This window comes from Brevundimonas sp. FV1ye29L, assembly GCF_058681095.1.
This window is the reverse complement of the sequence record NZ_CM178730.1, coordinates 1,552,902-1,574,208: the sequence shown is the minus strand read 5'-3', so window position 1 is coordinate 1,574,208 and position 21,307 is coordinate 1,552,902. Positions and strand designations below refer to the sequence as shown.

18 protein-coding genes are annotated in these 21,307 nt (G+C 67.7%); 3 read left to right on the top strand and 15 right to left on the bottom strand.

Annotated features, from left to right (window positions below):
• Positions 1-11: 11 nt before the first annotated feature.
• Together mfd and ACW17W_RS07705 are read right to left on the bottom strand one after the other, a co-directional pair.
• A complete protein-coding gene (gene mfd / locus ACW17W_RS07710; RefSeq protein ID WP_492080169.1) occupies positions 12-3,464 on the bottom strand; it encodes a transcription-repair coupling factor in 3,453 nt (1,150 codons plus the stop codon).
• Positions 3,464-3,775, bottom strand: a complete 312-nt coding sequence (locus tag ACW17W_RS07705; RefSeq protein ID WP_492080168.1) for an FAD assembly factor SdhE — start codon at positions 3,773-3,775, stop codon at positions 3,464-3,466. Before ACW17W_RS07705 ends, mfd begins: the two co-directional genes overlap by 1 nt.
• Positions 3,776-3,885: 110 nt before the next feature.
• Here ACW17W_RS07705 and recG point away from each other — a divergent pair, with 110 nt between their 5' ends.
• Positions 3,886-5,976 carry an ATP-dependent DNA helicase RecG gene (recG, locus tag ACW17W_RS07700; protein WP_492080167.1) on the top strand — a complete coding sequence of 697 codons (2,091 nt, stop codon included), beginning with the start codon at positions 3,886-3,888 and terminating at the stop codon, positions 5,974-5,976.
• 27 nt (positions 5,977-6,003) lie between these two features.
• A complete protein-coding gene (locus ACW17W_RS07695; RefSeq protein WP_492080166.1) occupies positions 6,004-7,107 on the top strand; it encodes a PLP-dependent cysteine synthase family protein in 1,104 nt (367 codons plus the stop codon).
• Positions 7,108-7,165: 58 nt separating this feature from the next.
• Here ACW17W_RS07695 and lpdA read toward each other — a convergent pair whose 3' ends face one another.
• The 13 genes from lpdA to lipA all read right to left on the bottom strand — a co-directional run bounded on the left by lpdA (position 7,166) and on the right by lipA (position 19,424).
• Positions 7,166-8,569, bottom strand: coding sequence for a dihydrolipoyl dehydrogenase (gene lpdA / locus ACW17W_RS07690; RefSeq protein ID WP_492080165.1), 1,404 nt, complete (start codon positions 8,567-8,569; stop codon positions 7,166-7,168).
• Positions 8,570-8,713: 144 nt separating this feature from the next.
• Positions 8,714-9,676, bottom strand: coding sequence for a DUF3667 domain-containing protein (locus tag ACW17W_RS07685; RefSeq protein ID WP_492080164.1), 963 nt, complete (start codon positions 9,674-9,676; stop codon positions 8,714-8,716).
• 74 nt (positions 9,677-9,750) lie between these two features.
• Positions 9,751-11,040 carry a pyruvate dehydrogenase complex dihydrolipoamide acetyltransferase gene (locus ACW17W_RS07680; RefSeq protein WP_492080163.1) on the bottom strand — a complete coding sequence of 430 codons (1,290 nt, stop codon included), beginning with the start codon at positions 11,038-11,040 and terminating at the stop codon, positions 9,751-9,753.
• The gene (locus tag ACW17W_RS07675) at positions 11,040-11,357 is read right to left on the bottom strand and encodes a DUF5076 domain-containing protein (protein ID WP_492080162.1); all 318 of its coding nucleotides are present in this window, start codon (positions 11,355-11,357) and stop codon (positions 11,040-11,042) included. Before ACW17W_RS07675 ends, ACW17W_RS07680 begins: the two co-directional genes overlap by 1 nt.
• Positions 11,354-12,742, bottom strand: a complete 1,389-nt coding sequence (locus tag ACW17W_RS07670; RefSeq protein ID WP_492080161.1) for a pyruvate dehydrogenase complex E1 component subunit beta — start codon at positions 12,740-12,742, stop codon at positions 11,354-11,356. Before ACW17W_RS07670 ends, ACW17W_RS07675 begins: the two co-directional genes overlap by 4 nt.
• A gap of 3 nt (positions 12,743-12,745) precedes the next feature.
• A complete protein-coding gene (pdhA, locus tag ACW17W_RS07665; protein ID WP_492080160.1) occupies positions 12,746-13,783 on the bottom strand; it encodes a pyruvate dehydrogenase (acetyl-transferring) E1 component subunit alpha in 1,038 nt (345 codons plus the stop codon).
• 125 nt (positions 13,784-13,908) lie between these two features.
• Positions 13,909-14,229, bottom strand: coding sequence for an FtsB family cell division protein (locus ACW17W_RS07660; RefSeq protein ID WP_492080287.1), 321 nt, complete (start codon positions 14,227-14,229; stop codon positions 13,909-13,911).
• A 169-nt stretch (positions 14,230-14,398) separates the two neighbouring features.
• Entirely contained in the window at positions 14,399-15,676 is a 1,278-nt protein-coding gene (gene eno, locus ACW17W_RS07655; RefSeq protein WP_492080159.1) for a phosphopyruvate hydratase, read from the bottom strand.
• A 99-nt stretch (positions 15,677-15,775) separates the two neighbouring features.
• On the bottom strand, positions 15,776-16,399 hold the full coding sequence (locus ACW17W_RS07650) for a hypothetical protein (RefSeq protein ID WP_492080158.1): 624 nt from the start codon (positions 16,397-16,399) through the stop codon (positions 15,776-15,778).
• Positions 16,400-16,539: 140 nt separating this feature from the next.
• A complete protein-coding gene (gene rpmF / locus ACW17W_RS07645) occupies positions 16,540-16,722 on the bottom strand; it encodes a 50S ribosomal protein L32 (RefSeq protein WP_492080157.1) in 183 nt (60 codons plus the stop codon).
• Between the two features lie 122 nt (positions 16,723-16,844).
• Complete coding sequence (locus ACW17W_RS07640; RefSeq protein WP_492080156.1) at positions 16,845-17,990, bottom strand: NAD(P)/FAD-dependent oxidoreductase; 1,146 nt, start codon at positions 17,988-17,990, stop codon at positions 16,845-16,847.
• Entirely contained in the window at positions 17,987-18,442 is a 456-nt protein-coding gene (locus tag ACW17W_RS07635; protein WP_492080155.1) for a type II toxin-antitoxin system RatA family toxin, read from the bottom strand. The genes ACW17W_RS07640 and ACW17W_RS07635 overlap by 4 nt, the downstream gene beginning before the upstream one ends.
• 7 nt (positions 18,443-18,449) lie before the next feature.
• The gene (gene lipA, locus ACW17W_RS07630; RefSeq protein WP_492080154.1) at positions 18,450-19,424 is read right to left on the bottom strand and encodes a lipoyl synthase; all 975 of its coding nucleotides are present in this window, start codon (positions 19,422-19,424) and stop codon (positions 18,450-18,452) included.
• A 205-nt stretch (positions 19,425-19,629) separates the two neighbouring features.
• Between lipA and ACW17W_RS07625 the strand changes: the two genes are divergently transcribed.
• On the top strand, positions 19,630-21,198 hold the full coding sequence (locus ACW17W_RS07625; RefSeq protein ID WP_492080153.1) for an AMP-binding protein: 1,569 nt from the start codon (positions 19,630-19,632) through the stop codon (positions 21,196-21,198).
• Positions 21,199-21,307: the final 109 nt, after the last annotated feature.

The window sequence follows — 21,307 nt, the reverse complement described above, 5'->3', positions numbered from 1 at the left end:
CCGGTTCGGCTTCAGGCCCCCGCCACCCGCGCCAGATCGACGGTGATGCGTTCGGCGACCTTCAGCCGGTCCTCGGAGGTCGGCCATTCGCCCTTCACGACGATCTTCTGGTCCGGACGGATCTTCCAGAAGGCGTGGTTCTTCTGGATCAGGCCCACCAGGCCGGCCGGATTGGGGAAGCTGTTGTTGCGCAGGGTCAGCACCGCGCCCTTGGGCCCGATGTCGATGCGTTCGATACAGGCGGTCTTGCAATTGGCCTTGACCCCCACGATGCGCAGAAGCTGCTTGGCCTCGTCCGGCAGCGGTCCGAACCGGTCGATCAGCTCGGCGGCCAGGGCCTCGCGCTCCTCGGTGCGTTCCGCGTCGGACAACCGGCGATACAGGCTCAGCCGGACGTTCAGGTCCGGGACGTAATCCTCTGGAATGAGGACGGCCGCCCCGACATTGATGGCCGGAGACCAGCCGCGATCCGGGGCCGCAGCCCCGCCGCTGGCGCGCAGCTCGGCGACCGCGTCCTCCAGCATCTGCTGATACAGCTCGACCCCGACCTCGCGGATATGGCCCGACTGTTCGTCGCCCAGCAGATTGCCGCCGCCGCGCTGGTCCAGGTCGTGGCTGGCCAGCTGGAAACCCGCCCCCAGATTGTCGAGCGACTGCAGGACCTGCAGCCGCCGCTCGGCGGACAGGCTCAACGGCTTGACCGGATCGGTGGTCAGATAGGCGAAGGCGCGCGCCTTGGATCGCCCGATCCGTCCCCGAATCTGGTGCAGCTGGGCCAGGCCGAACATGTCGGACCGGTGCACGATCAAGGTGTTGGCGGTCGGAATATCAATGCCGCTTTCGACGATCGTGGTCGAGACCAGCACGTCATAGGAGCCGTCGTAGAAGGCGCTCATCACGTCTTCCAGCTGGGTCGGGCTCATCTGGCCGTGTCCGACCACGAACTTGATCTCGGGCACCTGCTCCCGCAGGAACCGTTCGATCTCGGGCAGTTCCTTCAGACGCGGCGCGACATAATAGGCCTGTCCGCCGCGATATTTCTCGCGCAACAGGGCCTCGCGCACCAGCACCGGATCCCAGGGCGTCACATAGGTCCGGACCGCCAGACGATCCACCGGCGGGGTGGCGATGATCGACATCTCGCGGATGCCCGACAGCGCCATCTGCAGGGTGCGGGGGATGGGCGTGGCGGTCAGGGTCAGCAGGTGAACATCGGCCCGCAGGGACTTCAGCTTCTCCTTGTGCTTGACCCCGAAATGCTGCTCCTCGTCGACGATCACCAGACCCAGGTCCTTGAATCCGACCTGTTCGCTGAGCACCGCATGGGTGCCGACAACGATCTCGAACGTCCCGTCCTTCAGACCCGCGCGGGTCTCGGCGGCGTCCCTGGCGGTGACCATGCGCGACAGGTGCCGCACCTTGATCGGCCAGCCGGCGAAGCGTTCGCTGAAGGTCTTGAAATGCTGGCGCGCCAGCAGGGTGGTGGGGCAGACAATCGCCACCTGTTGCCCGCCCATGGCCACGACGAAGGCGGCGCGCAGGGCCACCTCGGTCTTGCCGAAACCGACGTCGCCGCAGATCAGCCGGTCCATCGGCGTGCCCTTGCCGAGATCCTCCAGCACGTCGCCGATGGCGTTCAGCTGGTCGTCGGTCTCGTCATAGGGGAAGCGGGCGCAGAACTCGTCGAACAGACCCTGCGGCGGGACGATGGCGTCGGACACGCGCAGCGCCCGTTTGGCGGCCAGGGCGATCAGCCCCTCGGCCATATCGCGCAGCCGCTGTTTCGCCTTGGCCTTCCTCGCCTGCCAGCCCGCCCCGCCCAGCCGGTCCAGCTGCACGTCATCGGATGAGGCGCCGTAGCGGGTCAGCAGGTCGATGTTCTCGACCGGCAGATACAATTTGCTGTCGCCGGCATAGACCAGTTCCAGACAGTCGTGCGGCGCCTGCTGGATATCCAGCGTCTTCAGCCCCTCATAGCGGCCGATGCCGTGATCGAGGTGGACGACCAGATCGCCGGTCGTCAGGGCCGAGGCCTCGGCGAGGAAGTTGGAGGCCCGCCGCTTGCGCTTGGGCCGCGCCAGCCGGTCGCCGAGGATGTCGGTCTCGGACAGCACCGCCAGATCGTCTGTTGTGAAGCCGTGCTCCACCGGGAGGACCGCACGCAGATACAGGTCCTGCGGCGCCTTTTGCACGTCATCCCAGTCGCGGACCGCCACGACCGGCTCCAGACCGTGATCGCCCAGCATGGCCGCCAGTCGTTCCGAGGAGCCCTCGCTCCATGACGCAAACAGCACCCGCCGCCCCTCGGCCTTCAGGGCCGTGGCATGGTCGGCGACAGCCTCGAACAGGTTGACGCTGTCCTGCGCCCGCTCGGCCGCGAAGGTCCGCCCCAGACGGCCGCCGGCGTTCTCGCCGCCGCCGTCGAATGGGGTCAAACGCCGCACCGACCGGCCCGCCAGCGCGCTGTTCCAGTCGGTCTCGGGCAGGTACAGCCGGTCGGGCGGCAGGGCCCGGTTCGCGGTGCCCGCCCCCTTGGCCATCGAAGCCGCGCGCCGGGCCTCGTACGCATCGGCCGCCAGGGCCCAGCGTTCACCGCGCGCCGCCTCGACCTGGCTGTCCAGAAACACGGCCGCCGCGTCCGGCAGATAGTCGAACAGCGTATCCAGCCGCGGATAGAGCAGCGGCAGCCAGTGCTCCATCCCCTGACGCCGCGCCCCTTCGCTGATCGCGACATAGAGGGGATCGTCGCCGCCGGCGCCGAACAGCTCCAGGTAGCCGGTGCGGAAGCGCGAGATCGACTCTGCGTCCAGCAGGGCCTCGGACACGGGGGCCAGCTCCACAGCCCGCTTCTGACCCGTCGACCGCTGGGTCTCTGGATCGAAGGTGCGGATCGACTCCAGCTCGGAGCCGAACATGTCCAGCCGCACCGGCTCGTCAAACCCCGGCGGGAAGACGTCGATCACCCCGCCGCGAACCGCATATTCGCCGCGCTCGTTGACGGTCGAGGCCCGCATATAGCCGTTGACGGTGAAATACCGCTCCAGCGCCGCCGTATCGAGATCGGCGCCGACCACGGCCTTGAAGCCCGCGCTGCCTGTCGCTTCACGGGGCGGCGTGCGTTGCATGGCGGCGGCGATGGTCGTGACGACCAGCAGCGGGTTGCCGCCGTCGCCCGCTCGTCCGGCCAGCCGCGTCAGCGCCGCCATCCGCTCCGCCGAGACGCCCGACGTCGGGCTCAGCCGGTCATAGGGCAGACAGTCCCAGGCCGGAAACTCGACGACCTCGATGTCCTTGGCGAAAAACCGGAATGCCTGACTGAAGTTGCCGGCCCGCTGATAGTCGCGCGCGACGAACAGGCCGACGCCGCCCGAGGCCCTCAACCGGTCGCCGATGACCAGGGCGTCCAGCCCCTCGGGCGCGCCTCCCAGTTCCTCGTCCGTGCGGTGTACCGGTTGAGCGTCCATCAACCGGCGCCGTCCGCCACGACCTGGGCGACATGGGCGCGCATGAAGACCCGGACCCGGCCCATCACCGGCGTCTCATAGGCCTCCGGCGTCGGCTCGGTCTCAAGGATCCAGGCATAGATGCGGTGGTCGTCGTCGTGACTGAGAAGGTGCTCCAGGTCGTCCATATCCGTGTCCGTCAGGCTGTCGCCTTCGCGCTCCACAAACGGACCCAGCACCAGATCGGCCTCGCGAAATCCCCGACGCCAGGCGCGGAATGTCAGCCGCCCCAGCCGGGCCTTGCGGTCCATGATTTCAGTGTCGGTATTCATCAGACGCGCCTGTTCGTCGGCTGCAGGTTTTCCTGCCCGATCCATAACCTTGGGTTCAGGCGTTCAGATAGCGTTCCACAGCGCCGCGCGCCAGCTATGCTGCCGGCATAATGCGGCCCCAGATTCTCTTTCCCCTGTTTGCGGAGGTCACCAGCCTGAAAGGGGTGGGGCCCAAGGTCGCGCCCCTGATCCAGAAACTGGCCGGGCCGCTGGTACGCGACCTGCTGCTGCTCGGCCCTACCGGCGTCATCACCCGCCGCCGAACCCTCTCGACGGAGGCGGTCGAGGGCGAGGTGGGGGTGTTCGACGTCCTGATCGACCGGATGTTCATCCCGTCCAAACCGGGCGCGCCCTTGAAGGTGCGGGCCTCGGACGAGGCCGGCTTCGTGCATCTGGTGTGGTTCGGCGGCGATCCCCGCCACATCGACCGCCAGCTGCCACGCGGCGAACGGCGGCTGGTCTCCGGCAAGGTCGAACGGTTCAACAACGAGGTCCAGATCGTCCATCCGGACTGGATCGTGCCGCTGGAAAAGGCCGGCGACATTCCGCCGGTCGAGCCGGTCTATCCGGCGACGGCCAACCTGGGGTCACGCGTGGTGCGCAAACTGGCCCAGGCGGCTCTGGCCACGGCGCCCGAACTGCCCGAATGGCAGGACGCGGCCTGGCGGGCGAAACAGGGCTGGCCCGGCTGGCGCGCCGCACTGGAGGCCCTGCACCACCCGACCGTCGAAGCCGATCTGGAGGTCGACGCCCCGGTGCGCCAACGGCTGGCCTATGATGAACTGCTCGCCCACCAGCTGGCCCTCGCCCGCCGTCGCCGCGCCCGTCAGATCACGCCCGCCCCGGTCCTCATGCCGGGCGAGCCGTCCGCCGCCCTGCTCGCCGCCCTGCCCTTCCGCCTGACCGGGGCCCAGGATCAGGCCGTGGCCGAGATTCGCCGCGATCTGGGTTCCGGACAGCAGATGGGACGCTTGCTGCAGGGGGACGTAGGGTCCGGCAAGACCGCCGTCGCCGCCCTGGCGCTCGCCGACGCCGCCTCGTCAGGCCTCCAGGCCGCCCTGATGGCGCCGACCGAGATCCTCGCCCGCCAGCATTTTCAACGGCTGGGGCCGATGCTGGAGGCGGCGGGCGTGCCGACGCTCCTGCTGACGGGCCGCGACACCCCGGCGGAGCGGCGCGAGCGTCTGGACGCCCTCGCCACCGGCCGCGCCGCTGTCGCCATCGGCACCCACGCCCTGTTCCAGGACGCCGTCCGCTTCGACCGGCTGGCCCTCGCCGTCATCGACGAACAGCACCGGTTTGGCGTCAATGAACGCAACCGGCTTCAGGCCAAGGGCGATCCACGCCTCGGCGGCGTCCACCTGCTGACCATGTCGGCCACGCCGATCCCGCGCACCCTTGAACTGACCCAGTTCGGCGAACTGGACGTCAGCCGACTGATGGAAAAGCCCCCGGGCCGCACCCCGGTCGTTACAGCCGTCCTGCCACAGGGCCGCATCGGCGAGGTCGCCAGGCGTCTGAAAGCCGCCGTCGAAAGCGGCGCCCAGGCCTACTGGATCTGCCCTCTGGTGGCGGAGTCCGAGACCATCGACCTCGCCGCCGCCGAGGCCCGCGCCGTCGATCTGCGCCGCCTGCTGAACATCGAGGTCGGTCTGGTGCACGGCCAGATGCCGGGGGCCGAGCGGGAGGCGGTCATGGCCGATTTCGCCGACGGCCGCATTCCCCTGCTGGTCGCAACCACGGTGGTCGAGGTGGGCGTCGATGTGCCGAACGCCTCGATCATGGTCATCGAACACGCCGACCGGTTCGGCCTGGCCCAGTTGCACCAGTTGCGCGGTCGGGTCGGGCGCGGTGCCCGGTCAAGCGCCTGTATCCTGTTGTACGGCGGCGAGGACGGGGGGCTGGGCGAGACGGCCCGCGAACGTCTGGAGACCCTGCGCCGCACCGAGGACGGGTTCGAGATCGCCGAGGAGGATTTCCGGCTGCGCGGCGGCGGCGATCCCCTGGGGCTGAAACAGAGCGGCCTGCCCGCCTATCGCCTCGCCGACCCGATCCGCCATCGCGCCCTGATGCTGGCCGCTGCCGACGATGCGCGGCTGGTCCTCAATCGCGACCCGGACCTGACGTCCGAACGCGGTCAGGCGGTTCAGCTGCTGGAGGCGATATTCGACTGGCGCAACGACCGCGCCGGTCTCGACTGACATCCTGACTCGGCCTATCCCGCGCCCATGAGCACGCCCGACGTCCCCCTCCCTGTCTGCAGCGCCCAAAGCCGTGACTGGGTCGCCCGCGCCGTGCGGCGGATCGAGGCCGACTACAACCGTTCGGCCGACACCCACCTGATCCCGGTGGACATGCCCGCGCTCGCCGACATCGCCCTGTATTTCAAGGACGAGTCCAGCCATCCGACGGGCAGCCTCAAACACCGTCTGGCGCGCTCCCTGTTCCTCTATTCCCTGTGCAACGGCTGGATCGGCGAGGGGATGACCATTGTCGAGGCCTCCAGCGGTTCGACCGCCGTGTCCGAGGCCTATTTCGCCCGGATGCTGAAGCTGCCCTTCATCGCCGTCGTTCCCCGTTCGACGGCGCCTGAGAAGGTCCAGGCCATCGAATTCTATGGCGGCCGCTGCCATTTCGTCGACCGGCCGGGCGACGCCTATGCCGAGAGCCAGCGTCTCGCCGATGAACTGGGCGGCCACTACATGGACCAGTTCACCTATGCCGAGCGGGCCACCGACTGGCGCGGCAACAACAATATCGCCGAGGCCATCTTCGCCCAGATGCAGCGCGAGCCCTGCCCGGTGCCGCGCTGGGTGGTCTGCGGGGCCGGCACCGGCGGCACCTCGGCCACCATCGGCCGCTTCGTCCGCTATAACCGGCACGGCACCCGCGTTTGCGTCGCGGACCCTGAGGCCTCGGTCTTCCACCGACACTGGGCCGACCGGTCGGTCCGGACCGTCGAGGGCCCCACCTCGCGCATCGAGGGCATCGGGCGCGCCCGGGTCGAGCCGTCCTTCATCCCTGGCGTGGTCGACCGGATGATCGCCGTGCCGGACGTGGCCTCGTTCGCCGCCGCAAGGGTGCTGAGCCGCCGTCTCGGACGGCGCTGCGGCCCGTCCTCGGGCACCAATCTGTGGGCCTGCGCCCTGCTCGCGACCGAAATGGCCGAGGCGGGCGAAGGCGGGTCGATCGTGTCCATCCTGTGCGACCACGGCGACCGCTACGCCTCGACGGGCTTCAACGACGACTGGCTGGCCGCAAACGGCTTCGACGTCGCCCCCTGGGAGGCGCGGATGGACGCCTTCTTCGCCGAGGGGCGGCTGCCGGCCTGACCCCCCGCTGCGCTGGGTCGCCCTGGCGCCTTGATGACACGGAAGGCGAGGGCGACCCCTACAGGTGGATCGTCCGCCCGTAGGCGTCCAGCGCCGCCTCGTGCATGGCCTCCGACATCGTGGGGTGCGGATAGACGATGCCGTGGATGTCTTCCTCGGTCGCTTCCATGGTGATGGCGGTGACATAGCCCTGGATCATCTCGGTCACTTCGTGGCCGATCATATGGGCGCCGATCAGGGCGCCGGTCCTGGCGTCGAAGATCACCTTGACGAAGCCGTCGATCTCGCCGGCGGCAACGGCCTTGCCGTTCACGCGGAACGGGAAGCGGCCGATCTTGACCTCGCGCTTCTCGGCGCGGGCGGCCTGTTCAGTGACGCCGACCGAGGCGACCTGCGGCTGGGCGTAGGTGCAGCCGGCGATGGGCGAATGGACGTTCGGGGTCTTGTAGCCGGCGATGAATTCGGCGGCGTGAATGCCTTCATGCGACGCCTTGTGCGCCAGCCAGGGGGCGCCGGCGCAGTCGCCGATGGCGAACAGGCCCTTGACGTTGGTCTGGCAGTGGCCGTCGGTCTTGATGTGGCCGCGGTCCAGTTCGACGCCCAGCGCCTCCAGGCCGATGCCGTCGGTGTTGGCGGTGATGCCGACGGCCGAGATGCAGACCTCGGCCTCGAGCGACTCGGCCTTGCCGCCGATCTCGATGTCCACCTTCACGCCCGCGCCGGTCTTGGAGACCCTGGTCACCTTGGCGCCGAGCTTGAACTTGAAGCCGCGCTTCTCGAACGACTTCTGGGCGGCCTTGGAGACCTCCTCGTCCTCGACCGGCATGATGCGCTCGACCGCCTCCACGACCGTCACCTCGGCGCCCAGGGCGCGATAGAAGCTGGCGAACTCGATGCCGATGGCGCCCGAGCCGATGACGATGAAGGACCTGGGCAGTTTCTTCGGCGCCAGGGCGTCGCGATAGGCCCAGATCCTGTCGCCGTCGGCCTCCAGCCCGATCTGCGGCAGGGCGCGGGCGCGAGCGCCGACGGCCAGCATGACCGCCCTGGCCTCTACCGTGCGCGACCCGCCGGCCTTCAGGGCGATCACGACCTTGGGCGCCGCAGCGCCCTTCTCCAGCCTGGCCGAGCCCTCGATCACCTCGATCTTGTTCTTCTTCATCAGGAAGGCGACGCCCTTGTTCATCGTCGCCGCAACGCCGCGCGAGCGCTGGATGATGGCGTCAAAGTCAAACGACGCGCCGGACGCCGACAGGCCGTAGTCCTTCAGATGGCTCAGGCTCTCGAACTTCTCGCCCGACTTCAGCAGGGCCTTGGTCGGGATACAGCCCCAGTTCAGGCAGATGCCGCCCAGGTTCTCGCGCTCGACGATGGCGACCTTCTGGCCCAGTTGGCTGGCGCGGATAGCCGCGACGTAACCGCCGGGGCCCGAACCGATGACGACCAGATCGAACTCAGCCATGCGACTTCTCCTTGCGACGGCCTGTCCGGCCGCTCCCGTATCATGGACCCGCAGCGGGCGCCGCCCGTTTTGCGTTCCGACATATGGCTTTAGCGGATGGTCAGGGGCCCCGACCAGCCCGCCCCGCCGTTCGGAAACCAAATGTCAGGCCAGGACGAAGCGGACGAAGGCCTCCAGATCCATCGCCGATGCGGCGACGACCACCATCGCCGGAAGCAGCGCCAGAACGACATGCGCCGCCAGATGCAGGAGCCCCCGCCAGAACGCGTCGCGCCTTGAGACGCCATAGTAGGCGGCGGCGGTCAGGGTGAAATAGGCCAGATAGGGCCCCACGACGATCCAGGCCGGAGCGCCCGCACCCAGTTTGTTGGCGAGGGCCAGCAGAATCAGCAGGCCGAACGCCATCACATGCGCCCACATGGCGAAGACCAGATGTTCCATCATCAGTCGCTTGCGGAAGAAGGGCGACAGCAGCAGCGCATAGAGGGGCATCAACAGCCACAGGGCATTGGGCAGCCAGTTGGACATCCGTTCCGAGACGATCGCCTGTTCGCGCACCGTCTGGATCTCGTACAGGAGGTTCTGGCGGTCCTTTTCGGTCGTCGCCCGACCGGCGGCGTCCTCGATTGCGCGGGTCACGACAGGGGAGACGGGCGCCTCGATCCGCTTCTGCATCCACCGCTCGCTCTCCCGGGCATTGGTCAGATGGACCGTGCTCCCGTCCGGATCGGCGCGGGCGCTGACCGGCCGCGAGGGATCGATCGGCTGGGCGGCATATTGATAGATGGCCACATCGGCGAAGTTCAGCGTCAACAGGAACAGGGCCGTCATGACGACGAACATTTTGGTCGGGCTCTGGTACAGGCTGCCCGCAGCCGAGCGATAGGCCTCCAGCAGGCGCGCAGGTCTGATCGCCAGCGCCGCGAGCGTGCGGGCGGTGCGCCCGTCCACCAGACTGGTCTCGGAAAAGGCCTCGGACGCCCAGTCGCGCAGGGGACGCGGCCGCGCTTCGGAATCCTGACCGCAGTCGTGACAGTACCGTCCCGCAAGGGTCGCACCGCATGCGCCGCAGACCCTGACCGGCGGCTGTTGACCCACTGCCTGCATCGCGTCTCCCCCCAGGCGGCCAGCTAGAAGAGAGGGATCACCGGATGCAAGCCCCAACCGCCGGGTCGAAAGCCTCAGGCCAGCATGGTCACCGGGTCTTCGATCATGGCCTTGAAGACCTGAAGGAAGCGTGCGCCGACGGCCCCGTCGACCACACGGTGATCGCAGGTCAGGGTCACGGTCATCACGGTGGCGACGGCCAGCTGGCCGTTCTTCACGACCGCGCGCTGTTCGCCCGCGCCGACCGACATGATGGCCCCCTGGGGCTCATTGATGATCGAGGCGAACGCCTTGATGCCGAACATGCCGAGGTTGGACACCGAGAAGGTGCCGCCCTGGAACTCGTCGGGCTTCAGCTTGCGGTCGCGGGCGCGTTTGGCCAGATCCCTGGCTTCATTGGCGATCTGGCGCAGCGACTTGGTCTCGGCCTTGCGGATGATCGGGGTGATCAGGCCGCCGTCGATCGCCACCGCCATCGCCACATCGGCGTGGTGGTGCATGGCGATGCCTTCGGGGGTGTAGCTGGCGTTGGCTTCCGGCACGGCCTTCAGCGCCATGGCCGAGGCCTTCAGCACGAAGTCGTTGACCGAGACCTTGACGCCGTCCTTCTCCAGCAGGGCATTGACCTTGACCCGCGCCGCCAGCAGGCCGTCGATGTCGCAATCGATGGTCAGGGGGAAGTGCGGCACGTCGCGGAAGCTGTCGGTCAGACGGCGGGCGATCGCCTTGCGCATGCCGTCCAGCGGGATGAGGTCGTAGCTGCCGGGGGCGATGCCCTGCTGTTCCAGCGACAGCGCCTTGCGCGGTTCGGCGGAGGCGGCTGCGGGGGACGCGGCTGAAGCGGTCGCGGCGCCGCCCTTCAGGGCCTCGACGTCGCGACGGACGACGCGGCCGTGGGGGCCCGTGCCCTTGACCGAAGCCAGGTCCACGCCCCTCTGCGCCGCGATCCGGCGGGCCAGGGGCGAGGAAAACACGCGCTTGCCGTCGGACGCGGCAGGGGCGGCCGGAGCCTTGGCGGGCGCAGCGGCATCGACCCTGACCGGCGTCGGCGCGGCGGGAGCAGCAGCGTCAGCCTTCGGAGCCTCGGCGGCCTTTTCGGGCGCCCTGGCCGGGGCAGCGGCGCCGCCCTCGTCCTTCAGGCGGGCGATGGGGGTATTGACCTTCACCCCTTCGGCGCCCTCGGCGACGAGGATCTCGGTGATCTCGCCCTCGTCGACGGCCTCGACCTCCATCGTCGCCTTGTCGGTCTCGATCTCGGCGATCACATCGCCGGCCTTGACGACATCGCCGGCCTTGACGTGCCATTTGGCCAGAACGCCTTCCTCCATGGTCGGAGACAGGGCGGGCATCAGAATGTCGGTCATCAGGCGTTCCCTCCCTTGCGGGCCACAGGTTCGGCGTCGGTGCGGATGTTGTCGGCCTTCACCGTGTCGCTGATCCCTTGCAGGATCCGGTTATAGGCCTGGCGCTCGTCGTGACCGTGTCGCACCGCATAGCCATGGGCCATGTGGCGGGCGGCGATGGCCAGCAGCTCGCCGAATTTGATCGGATCGTCGAAGGCGGGCTTGATCGCCATGACCGGCTCGCCCTTCGACCACCAGATGCGGATCAGCTCAATCGCATCGGCGTCAGCCGCGACGCTTTCGGGCGTCGTCAGCATGAACTCCGAGGCTTCGCTCACGCCATCACCGCTTTCACGGCGGCGACGATCTTGTCGACGCCCGGCAGCGAAAGGACTTCCAGATTGGCGGCGTAGGGCAGAGGCACATCCTCCTGATGCACCCGCAGCGGGGGCGCATCGAGATAGTCGAAGGCGTGTTCGATGACGCGGGCTACGACCTCGGCGCCGACGCCCATCGGGCCCCAGCCTTCCTCGGCCGAGACCAGACGGCTGGTCTTCTTCACGCTCTCGACGATGGTCTCATGATCCAGAGGCCTGAGTGTCCGGAGGTCGACGACCTCGCAGGAGATCCCCTCCCCGGCCAGCTGTTCAGCGGCCTGAAGCGCGAAACCGACCATCCGGCTGTGGGCGGTGATGGTGACGTCGGTCCCCTCGCGACGAACCTTGGCCTTGCCGATCGGGACCAGATAATCCTCGACCTCCGGCACGTCGAACTCCAGCCCGTACATCATCTCGTGCTCGAGGAAGACGACGGGGTTGGGGTCGCGGATGGCCGACTTCAGCAGGCCCTTGGCGTCGGCGGCGTCATACGGCGCGATGACCTTCAGGCCGGGGACATTGGCGTACCAGGCCGAATAGTCCTGGCTGTGCTGGGCGCCGACGCGGCTGGCGGCGCCGTTCGGCCCGCGGAACACGATCGAGGCGCGGATCTGGCCGCCCGACATATAAAGGGTCTTGGCCGCCGAGTTGATGATGTGGTCGATGGCCTGCATGGCGAAGTTGAACGTCATGAATTCGACGATCGGCTTCAGGCCCGACATGGCGGCCCCGACCCCCAGACCGGCGAAGCCATGTTCGGTGATGGGGGTGTCGACGACGCGTTGCTCGCCGAACTCCTGCAGTAGTTCGCGGCTGACCTTGTAGGCGCCCTGGTACTGGGCGACTTCCTCGCCGATCAGGAAGACCTTGTCGTCGCGCCGCATTTCCTCGGCCATGGCGTCGCGCAGGGCGTCGCGGATGGTGGTCTTGACCAGCCTGGCGTCGGCCGGGATTTCCGGATCGCGCAGGTCGACCTTCGGGCTGGCCGTCTGGGCCGGGGCCTTTTCCGGATCGCCGGTCTTGCCCTCTGCGGCGGCCCGGGGCGCGTCCGCAGCGGCCTTTTCCGATTCAGCAGCGTCCGCCTTCGGCGCAGGCGCGGCGGCGCCGTCCTCGCCGGCCAGACGCGCGATCGGCGTATTGACCTTCACGTTCTCGGCCCCCTCGGCGACGAGGATTTCCAGCACCTCGCCCTCGTCGACGGCCTCGACCTCCATCGTAGCCTTGTCGGTTTCGATCTCGGCGATCACCTGGCCGGCGGAGACGACGTCACCCGCCTTGATGTGCCATTTGGTCAGCGTGCCCTCCTCCATCGTGGGGGACAGCGCCGGCATGAGGATGTCGGTCACGGATCAGGCCTCCACGTAGACGTCAGTGTAAAGCTCGGACGGATCCGGCTCCGGGCTTTCCTGGGCGAACTGGACCGCCTCGGCCACGATCGCCTTGATCTCGGCGTCGATGGCCTTGAGCTCGTCCTCGGTGGCTTTCGCCTGTTCCAGCAGCATCTTCACATGATCGATGGGATCGCGGGTCTTCTTGACCTCGTCGACCTCTTCCTTGGTCCGGTATTTGGCCGGGTCGGACATGGAGTGGCCGCGATAGCGATAGGTCTTCACCTCAAGGATGAAGGGACCGCCGCCCTCGCGGGCGCGCTTGACCGCCGTGGCCACCGCCTCGCGCACGGCCAGAACGTCCATGCCGTCGACCTGGGCGCCCGGGATGCCAAAGCTGGAGCCGCGCATATAGAGTTCGGTCGTGGACGAGGAGCGCTCGATGCTCGTGCCCATGGCGTACTGGTTGTTCTCGATGATGTAGATGGCCGGCAGCTTCCACAGCTGGGCCATGTTGAAGCTCTCGTAGACCTGACCCTGGTTCGAGGCGCCGTCGCCGAAATAGATGAAGGCGACCGAGTCATCGCCGCGGTATTTACCGGCGAAGGCCAGGCCGGTGCCGAGCGCCACCTGGGCGCCGACGATGCCGTGGCCGCCGTAGAAGCCGGTCGGCACGTCGAACATGTGCATCGACCCGCCCTTGCCCCTGGACGAACCGCCGCTGCGGCCGGTCAGTTCGGCCATGACCTGTTTCGGGTCCATGCCGGCGGCCAGCATGTGGCCGTGGTCGCGGTAGCCGGTGATGATCTTGTCGTGGCCCTGACGGACGCTCTCCTGGACGCCGACCGCCACGGCCTCCTGGCCGATATACAGATGGCAGAAGCCGCCGATCAGACCCATGCCGTACAGCTGGCCCGCCCGCTCCTCGAAGCGACGGATCAGCACCATCTCGCGGTAGTACCGGAGCAGGTCTTCCTTGGACGCCTGCGGGCCGTTGGGGATGGCGTCCCCCCCGGCGGCGGCCTTTTGCGCTGACTTCGCGGCGGGGGCTTTCGCCATCCGACATCTCCCGGCTGGGTCCGCTTCGCCGGGGCGAAGTCAGGCCTTCTTTTCGTTACGGAAACGGGCTTTAGCAGCCTTCCTTCCCGAAACGCAAAGCGACCCGGTCCGGCTGTAACAATAGTTCAGGAGACGATGCTCGGATTCCCTGCGGCGGGCGCGAGGTCCGACACGCGGATCACATAATCGCGCGGGTCGGCGAAGCCCAGAACGGCCCGGGCGCGCTCCTCCAGCAGGTCGCGGGACAGGTGTTCGGTGCGCAGATACCGGGCCCGCACCTCCATATCGGCGCGGCGTTCGGTCAGGTCCGCCAGCTGCGCCTCGCGCTGGGCCAGCAAGACGTTCCGCTCATGACCGCCAAGCAGCCCCCTGTCCCCCGTCAGGGCCTGAACGCCGAGGTAGACACACATCAGCATCAGGAAGATGGAGAGGAAATAGGGCTTCATCCGTTCGGGCAACACGAACGCTCCTTCTGAGCGTGGACACAATGAAGGATGTGTCGCCGAAAATGCCTAACGATTGGTAGCGTGGCCGTAGGACGGATACGAATTTTTCAGACATGAAACGCGATTCGGCGACCATCGTCCGGCAAGGACGACGGTCGCCGGCCGTCGCCTATTTCAGCAGCATGCCGTCGCCATAGTAGGCGCCCTGATCGCCCAGCATTTCCTCGATGCGGAGCAACTGGTTGTATTTCGCCGTCCGGTCCGACCGGGCCAGCGAACCGGTCTTGATCTGTCCGCAGTTGGTGGCCACGGCCAGGTCGGCGATGGTCGAGTCTTCCGTCTCGCCCGAGCGGTGGCTCATCACCGAGGTGTAGCCGGCGCGATTGGCCATATCGACCGCGTCCAGGGTTTCGGTCAGGGTGCCGATCTGGTTGACCTTGATCAGGATGGAGTTGGCCAGGCCCTCGCCGATCCCGGCCGCCAGACGCGCCGGATTGGTGACGAACAGGTCGTCCCCGACCAGCTGCACCCGGTCGCCCAGACGCTCGGTCATGATCCGCCAGCCGTCGAAATCATCCTCGCCGCAGCCGTCCTCGATGGAGACGATGGGGAAGCGCTCGCACAGGTCGGCCAGGTAGCCGACCATCTGTTCGGCATCCAGCGACTTGCCTTCGCCGGTCATCTCGTACTTGCCGTTCCTGAAGAACTCGGTCGAGGCGACGTCGAGACCCAGATGGAAGTCCTCGCCGGCCAGATAGCCGGCCGCCTGCCCCGCCTTGGTGATGAAGCTCAGGGCCTCATCGGCCGAGGCCAGGTTGGGGGCGAAGCCGCCTTCGTCCCCGACATTGGTGTTGTGGCCCGCATCCTTGAGCGCCTTCTTCAGGGCGTGGAAGATTTCCGACCCCATCCGCAGGGCCTCCGAGAAGCTCTCGGCCCCGGTCGGCAGGATCATGAACTCCTGGATATCGATCGGATTGTCGGCATGGGCGCCGCCGTTGATGATGTTCATCATCGGGGTGGGCAGGACCCGGGCCGAGACGCCGCCGATATAGCGATACAGCGGCAGGCCCGCCGAGATGGCGCTCGCCTTGGCGACGGCGAGCGACACGCCCAGAATGGCGTTGGCGCCGAGACGTCCCTTGTTGGCCGTGCCGTCGAGACTGATCATCGCCTCGTCGATGCGGCGCTGGTCTTCGGCGTCCATGCCGCTCAGGGCGTCGAAGATCTCGCCGTTCACCGCGTCCACGGCCTTTTGCACCCCCTTGCCGCCCCAGACGCTCTTGTCGCCGTCCCGCAGCTCCACGGCCTCATGGGCCCCGGTCGAGGCGCCCGAGGGCACGGCGGCGCGGCCGAACGAACCGTCATCGAGAATGACGTCCACTTCCACGGTCGGGTTGCCGCGGCTGTCGAGGATCTGGCGGGCGACGATGTCGGCGATGTCGGTCATGGGGTCTCTGTCTGGCAGCGGGGGACTATGATGCTGGCGTTTAGCGGTCCCGTCGCCAAACGCCAACTATCGGAGCGGCGACCGTCGGTCGGGACGGGATCAGGAACAACCCTCGACCAGCTGGATAGCGGGTCCGCCCACATGGATCATGCGGACCTTGCCGTCATTGCCGATCTCGTAGCGGATGCCGCGCGCCGCCTCGTCCTGCACATAGTCGCCGGCCGCAGCGGGGCCCCCGGCCTGCCATACGAACAGGTCCTCGGCCGGCGGGGCGGAGTATTTGTGGGGCTGGGCGACCAGCAGCGGACCGTAGGCGGTCTTGACGGCGGCGGCGGTGTCGCCGACGCCGAGACCGCGATCCGTCTTCAGGGTTGAAGGGTCGGCCACCGAGATCCGGGTCAGGACGCCGTTCTGGATCATGACCAGCACGCCGTCCGGCGCGCGAACGGGCCGCCACTGGTCGCAGAGGTCCGGTTCAGCCCCGCCTGACATGTCGGGCGTCGAATCTTCTCCCAGAGCCGTCACCACCTCGGCCCGGGTCATGCCAATGCGCAGCGGCCCGTACCCCTGGGCGGTCAGGGCGTCCGGCGCCGTCGCGACAGGCGTTGCAGGCGGAGCCGTCGCTGCGGGCGTCCCGGCCGCCGGGTACGAGACGGGCTCCTGTACTCCACAGGCGGCCAGCAACAGGGTGGTGGCGGCGACGGCGGTCAGGGATCGGATCATGCGGAGCGCTCCTTGGCAGAGTGGATGCCCGATCAACGCATGAAAGCGGCGCCCGGTGTACCGGGCGCCGCAAACTTCGTGAAATCTCTCGGTCCGCCTGCGCCATGCGCACGGCTGGCCGGGGTAACCAGACCTGAGGTCTAGTCTTCCTTGGGGGTCAGCACCTGACGACCGCGATAGGTGCCGGTCTTCAGGTCGATGTGGTGCGAGCGGCGCAGCTCGCCCGTGTCCTTGTCCTCGGTGTACGCATTGGTGCTCAGGGCGTCATGCGAACGACGCATGTTGCGACGCGAGGGCGATACTTTGCGCTTCGGAACAGCCATGTCCGTCTCAATCTCAGGGTCGGGCGCCCCCCGATCAGCTCGGCCGGCGCGAAAAACGAATGCGGCGGCCCAATCAAGAGCCGCCAGCGAGCGGCGGCTTATGCCCGAATCGTCGAGCGAGATCAAGCCAGGTCTTGGGACCTGCCGTGAAGCGCCCCGGCCACCGCCTCGCCGATGGCCAGGGAGCTGGTCAGACCGGGACTTTCGATGCCGAACAGGGCCATCAGGCCCTCCATGCCATGGTGCTCAACGCCGTGCAGCTGGAAATCGGGTTGGGGCTGGCCCGGGCCATGCAACTTGGGGCGGATTCCGGCATAGTCGGGAGCGAGGGCGCCATCGGGCAGGCCCGGCCAGAAACGGCGGATATAGCCGGCGAACACCTCGGCCCGTGCGGGATCGACCGAATAGTCCTCGGCCTCGACATAGGCGAGGTCCGGACCGAACACCGCCTGACCGCCCAGATCCTTGCGGTAGTGGGTGCCCAGCGCTCCCGGGATCGGCGGCGGATAGATCAGCCGCTCGAACGGCGCCCTGCCCGTCAGACGAAAATACACGCCCTTGCCGAAATGCCCTGCGGGGATGTCAGCCGCCGGATAGCCCTCGATCCGCGCCGCGACCTGCTGGGCCTGAAGTCCCGGCGCCGTCACCAGCAGGCGGGTCGTCACGGTCGCGCCGCCCTCCCCTGAATCCGGGCCGCCTGCGGTGATCGCGAAGCCGCCGCCCGGCAGGGGCTCGGCGCGCTCGAAAGGGGTGGAGACCACCACCGACCCGCCCGCATCCTCGATCTCGCCCTGAAGCGCCAGCATATAGTCGTGGCTGGCGAAGACGCCGCTCTCGGGCGACAGCAGGGCCGCATGGGCCTTCAGCCCCGGCTCCAGCGCCCGGGCCTCGGCGCCGGTCAGATGCTGCAGTCCCTCGACGCCATTCGCCGTCGCCTGTTCGAAGATGGTCTCGATCCGCCCGACCTCGGCCGCCTCCGTCGCCACCACCAGCTTGCCGCAGCGGCGATAGTCGATCTTGCGGCTGTCCAGAAAGGCATAGAGCGCCCGCCGGCCCTCGACACAGAACCCCGCCTTCAGCGAGCCGGTCGGATAGTAGAGGCCGCCGTGAATGACCTCGCTGTTTCGCGAAGACACGCCCTGACCGATGTGGCCTTCCTTCTCCAGCACCAGAACCGTCAGGCCGCGGCGCGCCAGCGCCCGCCCGCAGGCCAGCCCCACCGCCCCTGCCCCCACCACCGTCGCATCGAAGTCGAAGGCGGCGCTCATGCCCCGGGTCCATAGCGACGCCGGGCCTCGGCCTCGAAACTGGCCATCAGCTTGCCGACGGCGAGATCGAAATTGGCGTTCAGCATGGCATTGAGGATCGGGCTCCTGAAGGCGAAGTCGATCATGAACTCCAGCCGCGTTCCCCGTGGATCCGCATGGAAATCCCAGCGGTTCTTCAGGTGTTTGAACGGCCCCCGGATCAACCCCACCTCGACCCGGGGCAGGTTGCGGTCATGCCGCACCCAGGTCGAGAACCGTTCCTTCAGGAAGGAGAACCCCACCTGGGCCTCGGCGTCGATCAGGCTGACCCCTTCCGCCTCTTCACGGGCATTCCACACACGCATGGCCGTGACCCATTTGACGAAGTCCGGATAGGCCTCGACATCCGCCACCAGCGCGGCGAGCTGGGCGGGTTCATAGGGCAGGACGCGGGTGAGGCGGTGAACGGCCAAGCGGGCCTCAGCGTCCGGACGGCGAGGGATTCCGCGCCAACCGTGCGGCCTTCAGCCGGGCGAAGTCGTCGCCCGCGTGGTGCGAGGACCGCGTCAACGGCGACGAGGACACCATCAGGAAGCCCTTGGCCCGGGCGATGGCCTCATAGGCCTTGAACTCTTCCGGGGTCACGAACCGGTCGATGGCGGCGTGTTTGCGGGTGGGCTGCAGATACTGGCCGATGGTGATGAAGTCGACGCCGGCCGAGCGCATGTCGTCCATCACCTGCATGACCTCCTCCCGGGTCTCGCCCAGCCCGACCATGATGCCGGACTTGGTGAACTGGTTGGGGTCGCGCTCCTTGACCATCTGCAGCAGGCGCAGGGAGTGGAAGTAGCGGGCTCCGGGCCGAATCTTCAGATACAGCCGGGGCACGGTTTCCAGGTTGTGGTTGAACACGTCCGGGGTCGCGTCGATCATGACCTCGGCCGCCCCGTCCTTGCGCAGGAAGTCGGGGGTCAGGATCTCGATGGTGGTGTCCGGCGCCTGGAGCCGGATCTGGCGCACCACCTCGGCGAAATGGGCCGCGCCGCCATCCGCCACATCGTCGCGATCCACCGAGGTGACGACGACGTGGTTCAGCCCCATCTCACGGACGGCCAGACCGACCTTGGCGGGTTCTTCGGGGTCCAGCGGCTGGGGCAGGCCCGTCTTGACGTTACAGAAGGCGCAGGCCCGGGTGCAGGTGTCGCCCATGATCATCAGGGTGGCGTGCTTCTGGCTCCAGCACTCGCCGATATTGGGACAGGCCGCCTCCTCGCAGACGGTATGCAGTCCCTTCTCGCGAACGATGCTTTTGGTGGCGTTGTACTGGCCGCTGCCCGGGGCCTTGACCCTCAGCCAGTCGGGCTTTTTCAGCACCGCCGTCTCGGGCCGGTTCTGTTTCTCCGGGTGACGCAGCTCTGCGGGCGTCTTCTTCAGCGTGTCGATCAGCGTGACCATCGCGGGCGGACGCTCTCCTTGGGACAAGGGCGGTATGTCGGACGTCCCGACGGCAAAGGCAAGCCACGCCGCGTTTCAGTGCATGAACGCCAATGTCGCCCCGCACGGGTTCACGCAACGTAACGCATCTTTTCATTCAGGGACGACACCTCTAGGTTCCCGGCTCAACGCGAGGGCGGCTGCAGCGCCCCGAAGGAGGACAGGCTTGCCGGCGGACCCCTATTCCAGAACTCTCGATCCGGAGCTGTACGCAGAGCCCCTGTTCGACGCCCTGATCTCGGCACGCAGCCGGTTCGGCGACAAGGAGATCCTCGAGGACCAGGACCGCAAACCCCTGACCTACACCGGCCTGATCCGCGCCGCCTTCGTGCTGGGCCGCAAGATCGCGGCCATGACCGACAGGGGCGAGCGGGTTGGCGTCCTGCTGCCGTCGTCGATGGGGGTGGTCGTCACCTTCTTCGGCCTGCACGCCTTCGGCCGAGTGCCGGTGATGCTGAACTTCACGGCCGGAGAATCCAATCTCAAGGCGGCCCTGGCGACGGCGGGGGTCACCCGCATCCTGTCGGCGCGCCGGTTTGTCGAGCAGGCGAAGCTGGACGATCTGATCGCCGAACTCGGCGCGGTCGCCACCCTTACCTGGCTGGACGACGTCCGCGCGACCATCGGCATCAAGGACAAGCTTTTCGGCCTCGCCGCAGGCCTGGCGCCGAAGCGGTTTCGCGTCCGCACAAGGCCTTCGGACCCCGGCGTGGTCCTGTTCACCTCCGGCAGCTTCGGCGCCCCCAAGGGGGTGGTGCTGAGCCAGCAGAACCTGGTCGCCAATGCACGACAGATCGCCGCCCATATCGAGCTGAAACCCGAATGGGTGATGTTCAATCCCCTGCCCACCTTCCACAGCTTCGGCCTGACCGGCGGCGTCCTCCTGCCGCTGCTGCAAGGCATGAAGGTCTTCGAATACCCCTCCCCGCTGCACGCCAAACAGATCACCGACCTGTTGCCGAAGGTGAAGGCCTCGATCCTGTTCGCCACCGACACCTTCCTGAACCAGTATGCCCGGGTCGCGGAGCCTGACGACTTCCGGACGCTGCAGTTCGTGGTGGCCGGCGCGGAGAAGGTCCGCGACGAGACGCGGGCGATGTTCAACACCAAGTTCGGCGGCGTGGAGGTCCTTGAAGGCTACGGCGCGACCGAGGCGGCGCCCGTCGTCGCCGTCAACCACCCCGATCGCAACCGGCCGGGCACCGTGGGCCAGATCCTGCCCGGCCTGGAATACCGGCTGGAGCCGGTTGAGGGGATCAGCGGCGGCGGCCGTCTGTTCCTGCGCGGGCCCAATGTCATGGAGGGCTATATCTCGGGCGACGACCCGCTGGCGCTCGACCTGCTGAAGGACGGCTGGCACGACACCGGCGACATCACCGACATCGACGCCGAGGGCTATGTCACCATCCTCGGTCGGGTGAAGCGGTTCGCCAAGATCGGCGGCGAGATGGTCTCCCTGACGGCGGTCGAGGGCCTGGCCCAGGGGGTCTGGCCCGAGGGCCGCCATGCCGTGGTCTCGATTCCCGATAGCCGCAAGGGCGAGAAGCTGGTGCTGGTCACGGACTGGACCGCCGCCGAGGTGTCGGCCGTCGCTGAATGGGCGCGAAACGCCGGCGCCCCCGAACTGGCGGTGCCGAAGAAGATTCTCCGGGTGAAGGAGATCCCCGTCCTCGGCACCGGCAAGACCGACTATGTCGCCATCCAGAAGCTGGTTGAGGCGGACGCGTCTGCCTGATCGACGCCTGATCGGCGGCTGAAGCCGCCGACCGGACGCCGCAGAAACGAAACAGGGCGGCGGTCTTTGCGACCGCCGCCCTGAATTTTAGAGCTGATCCGGACCGGCC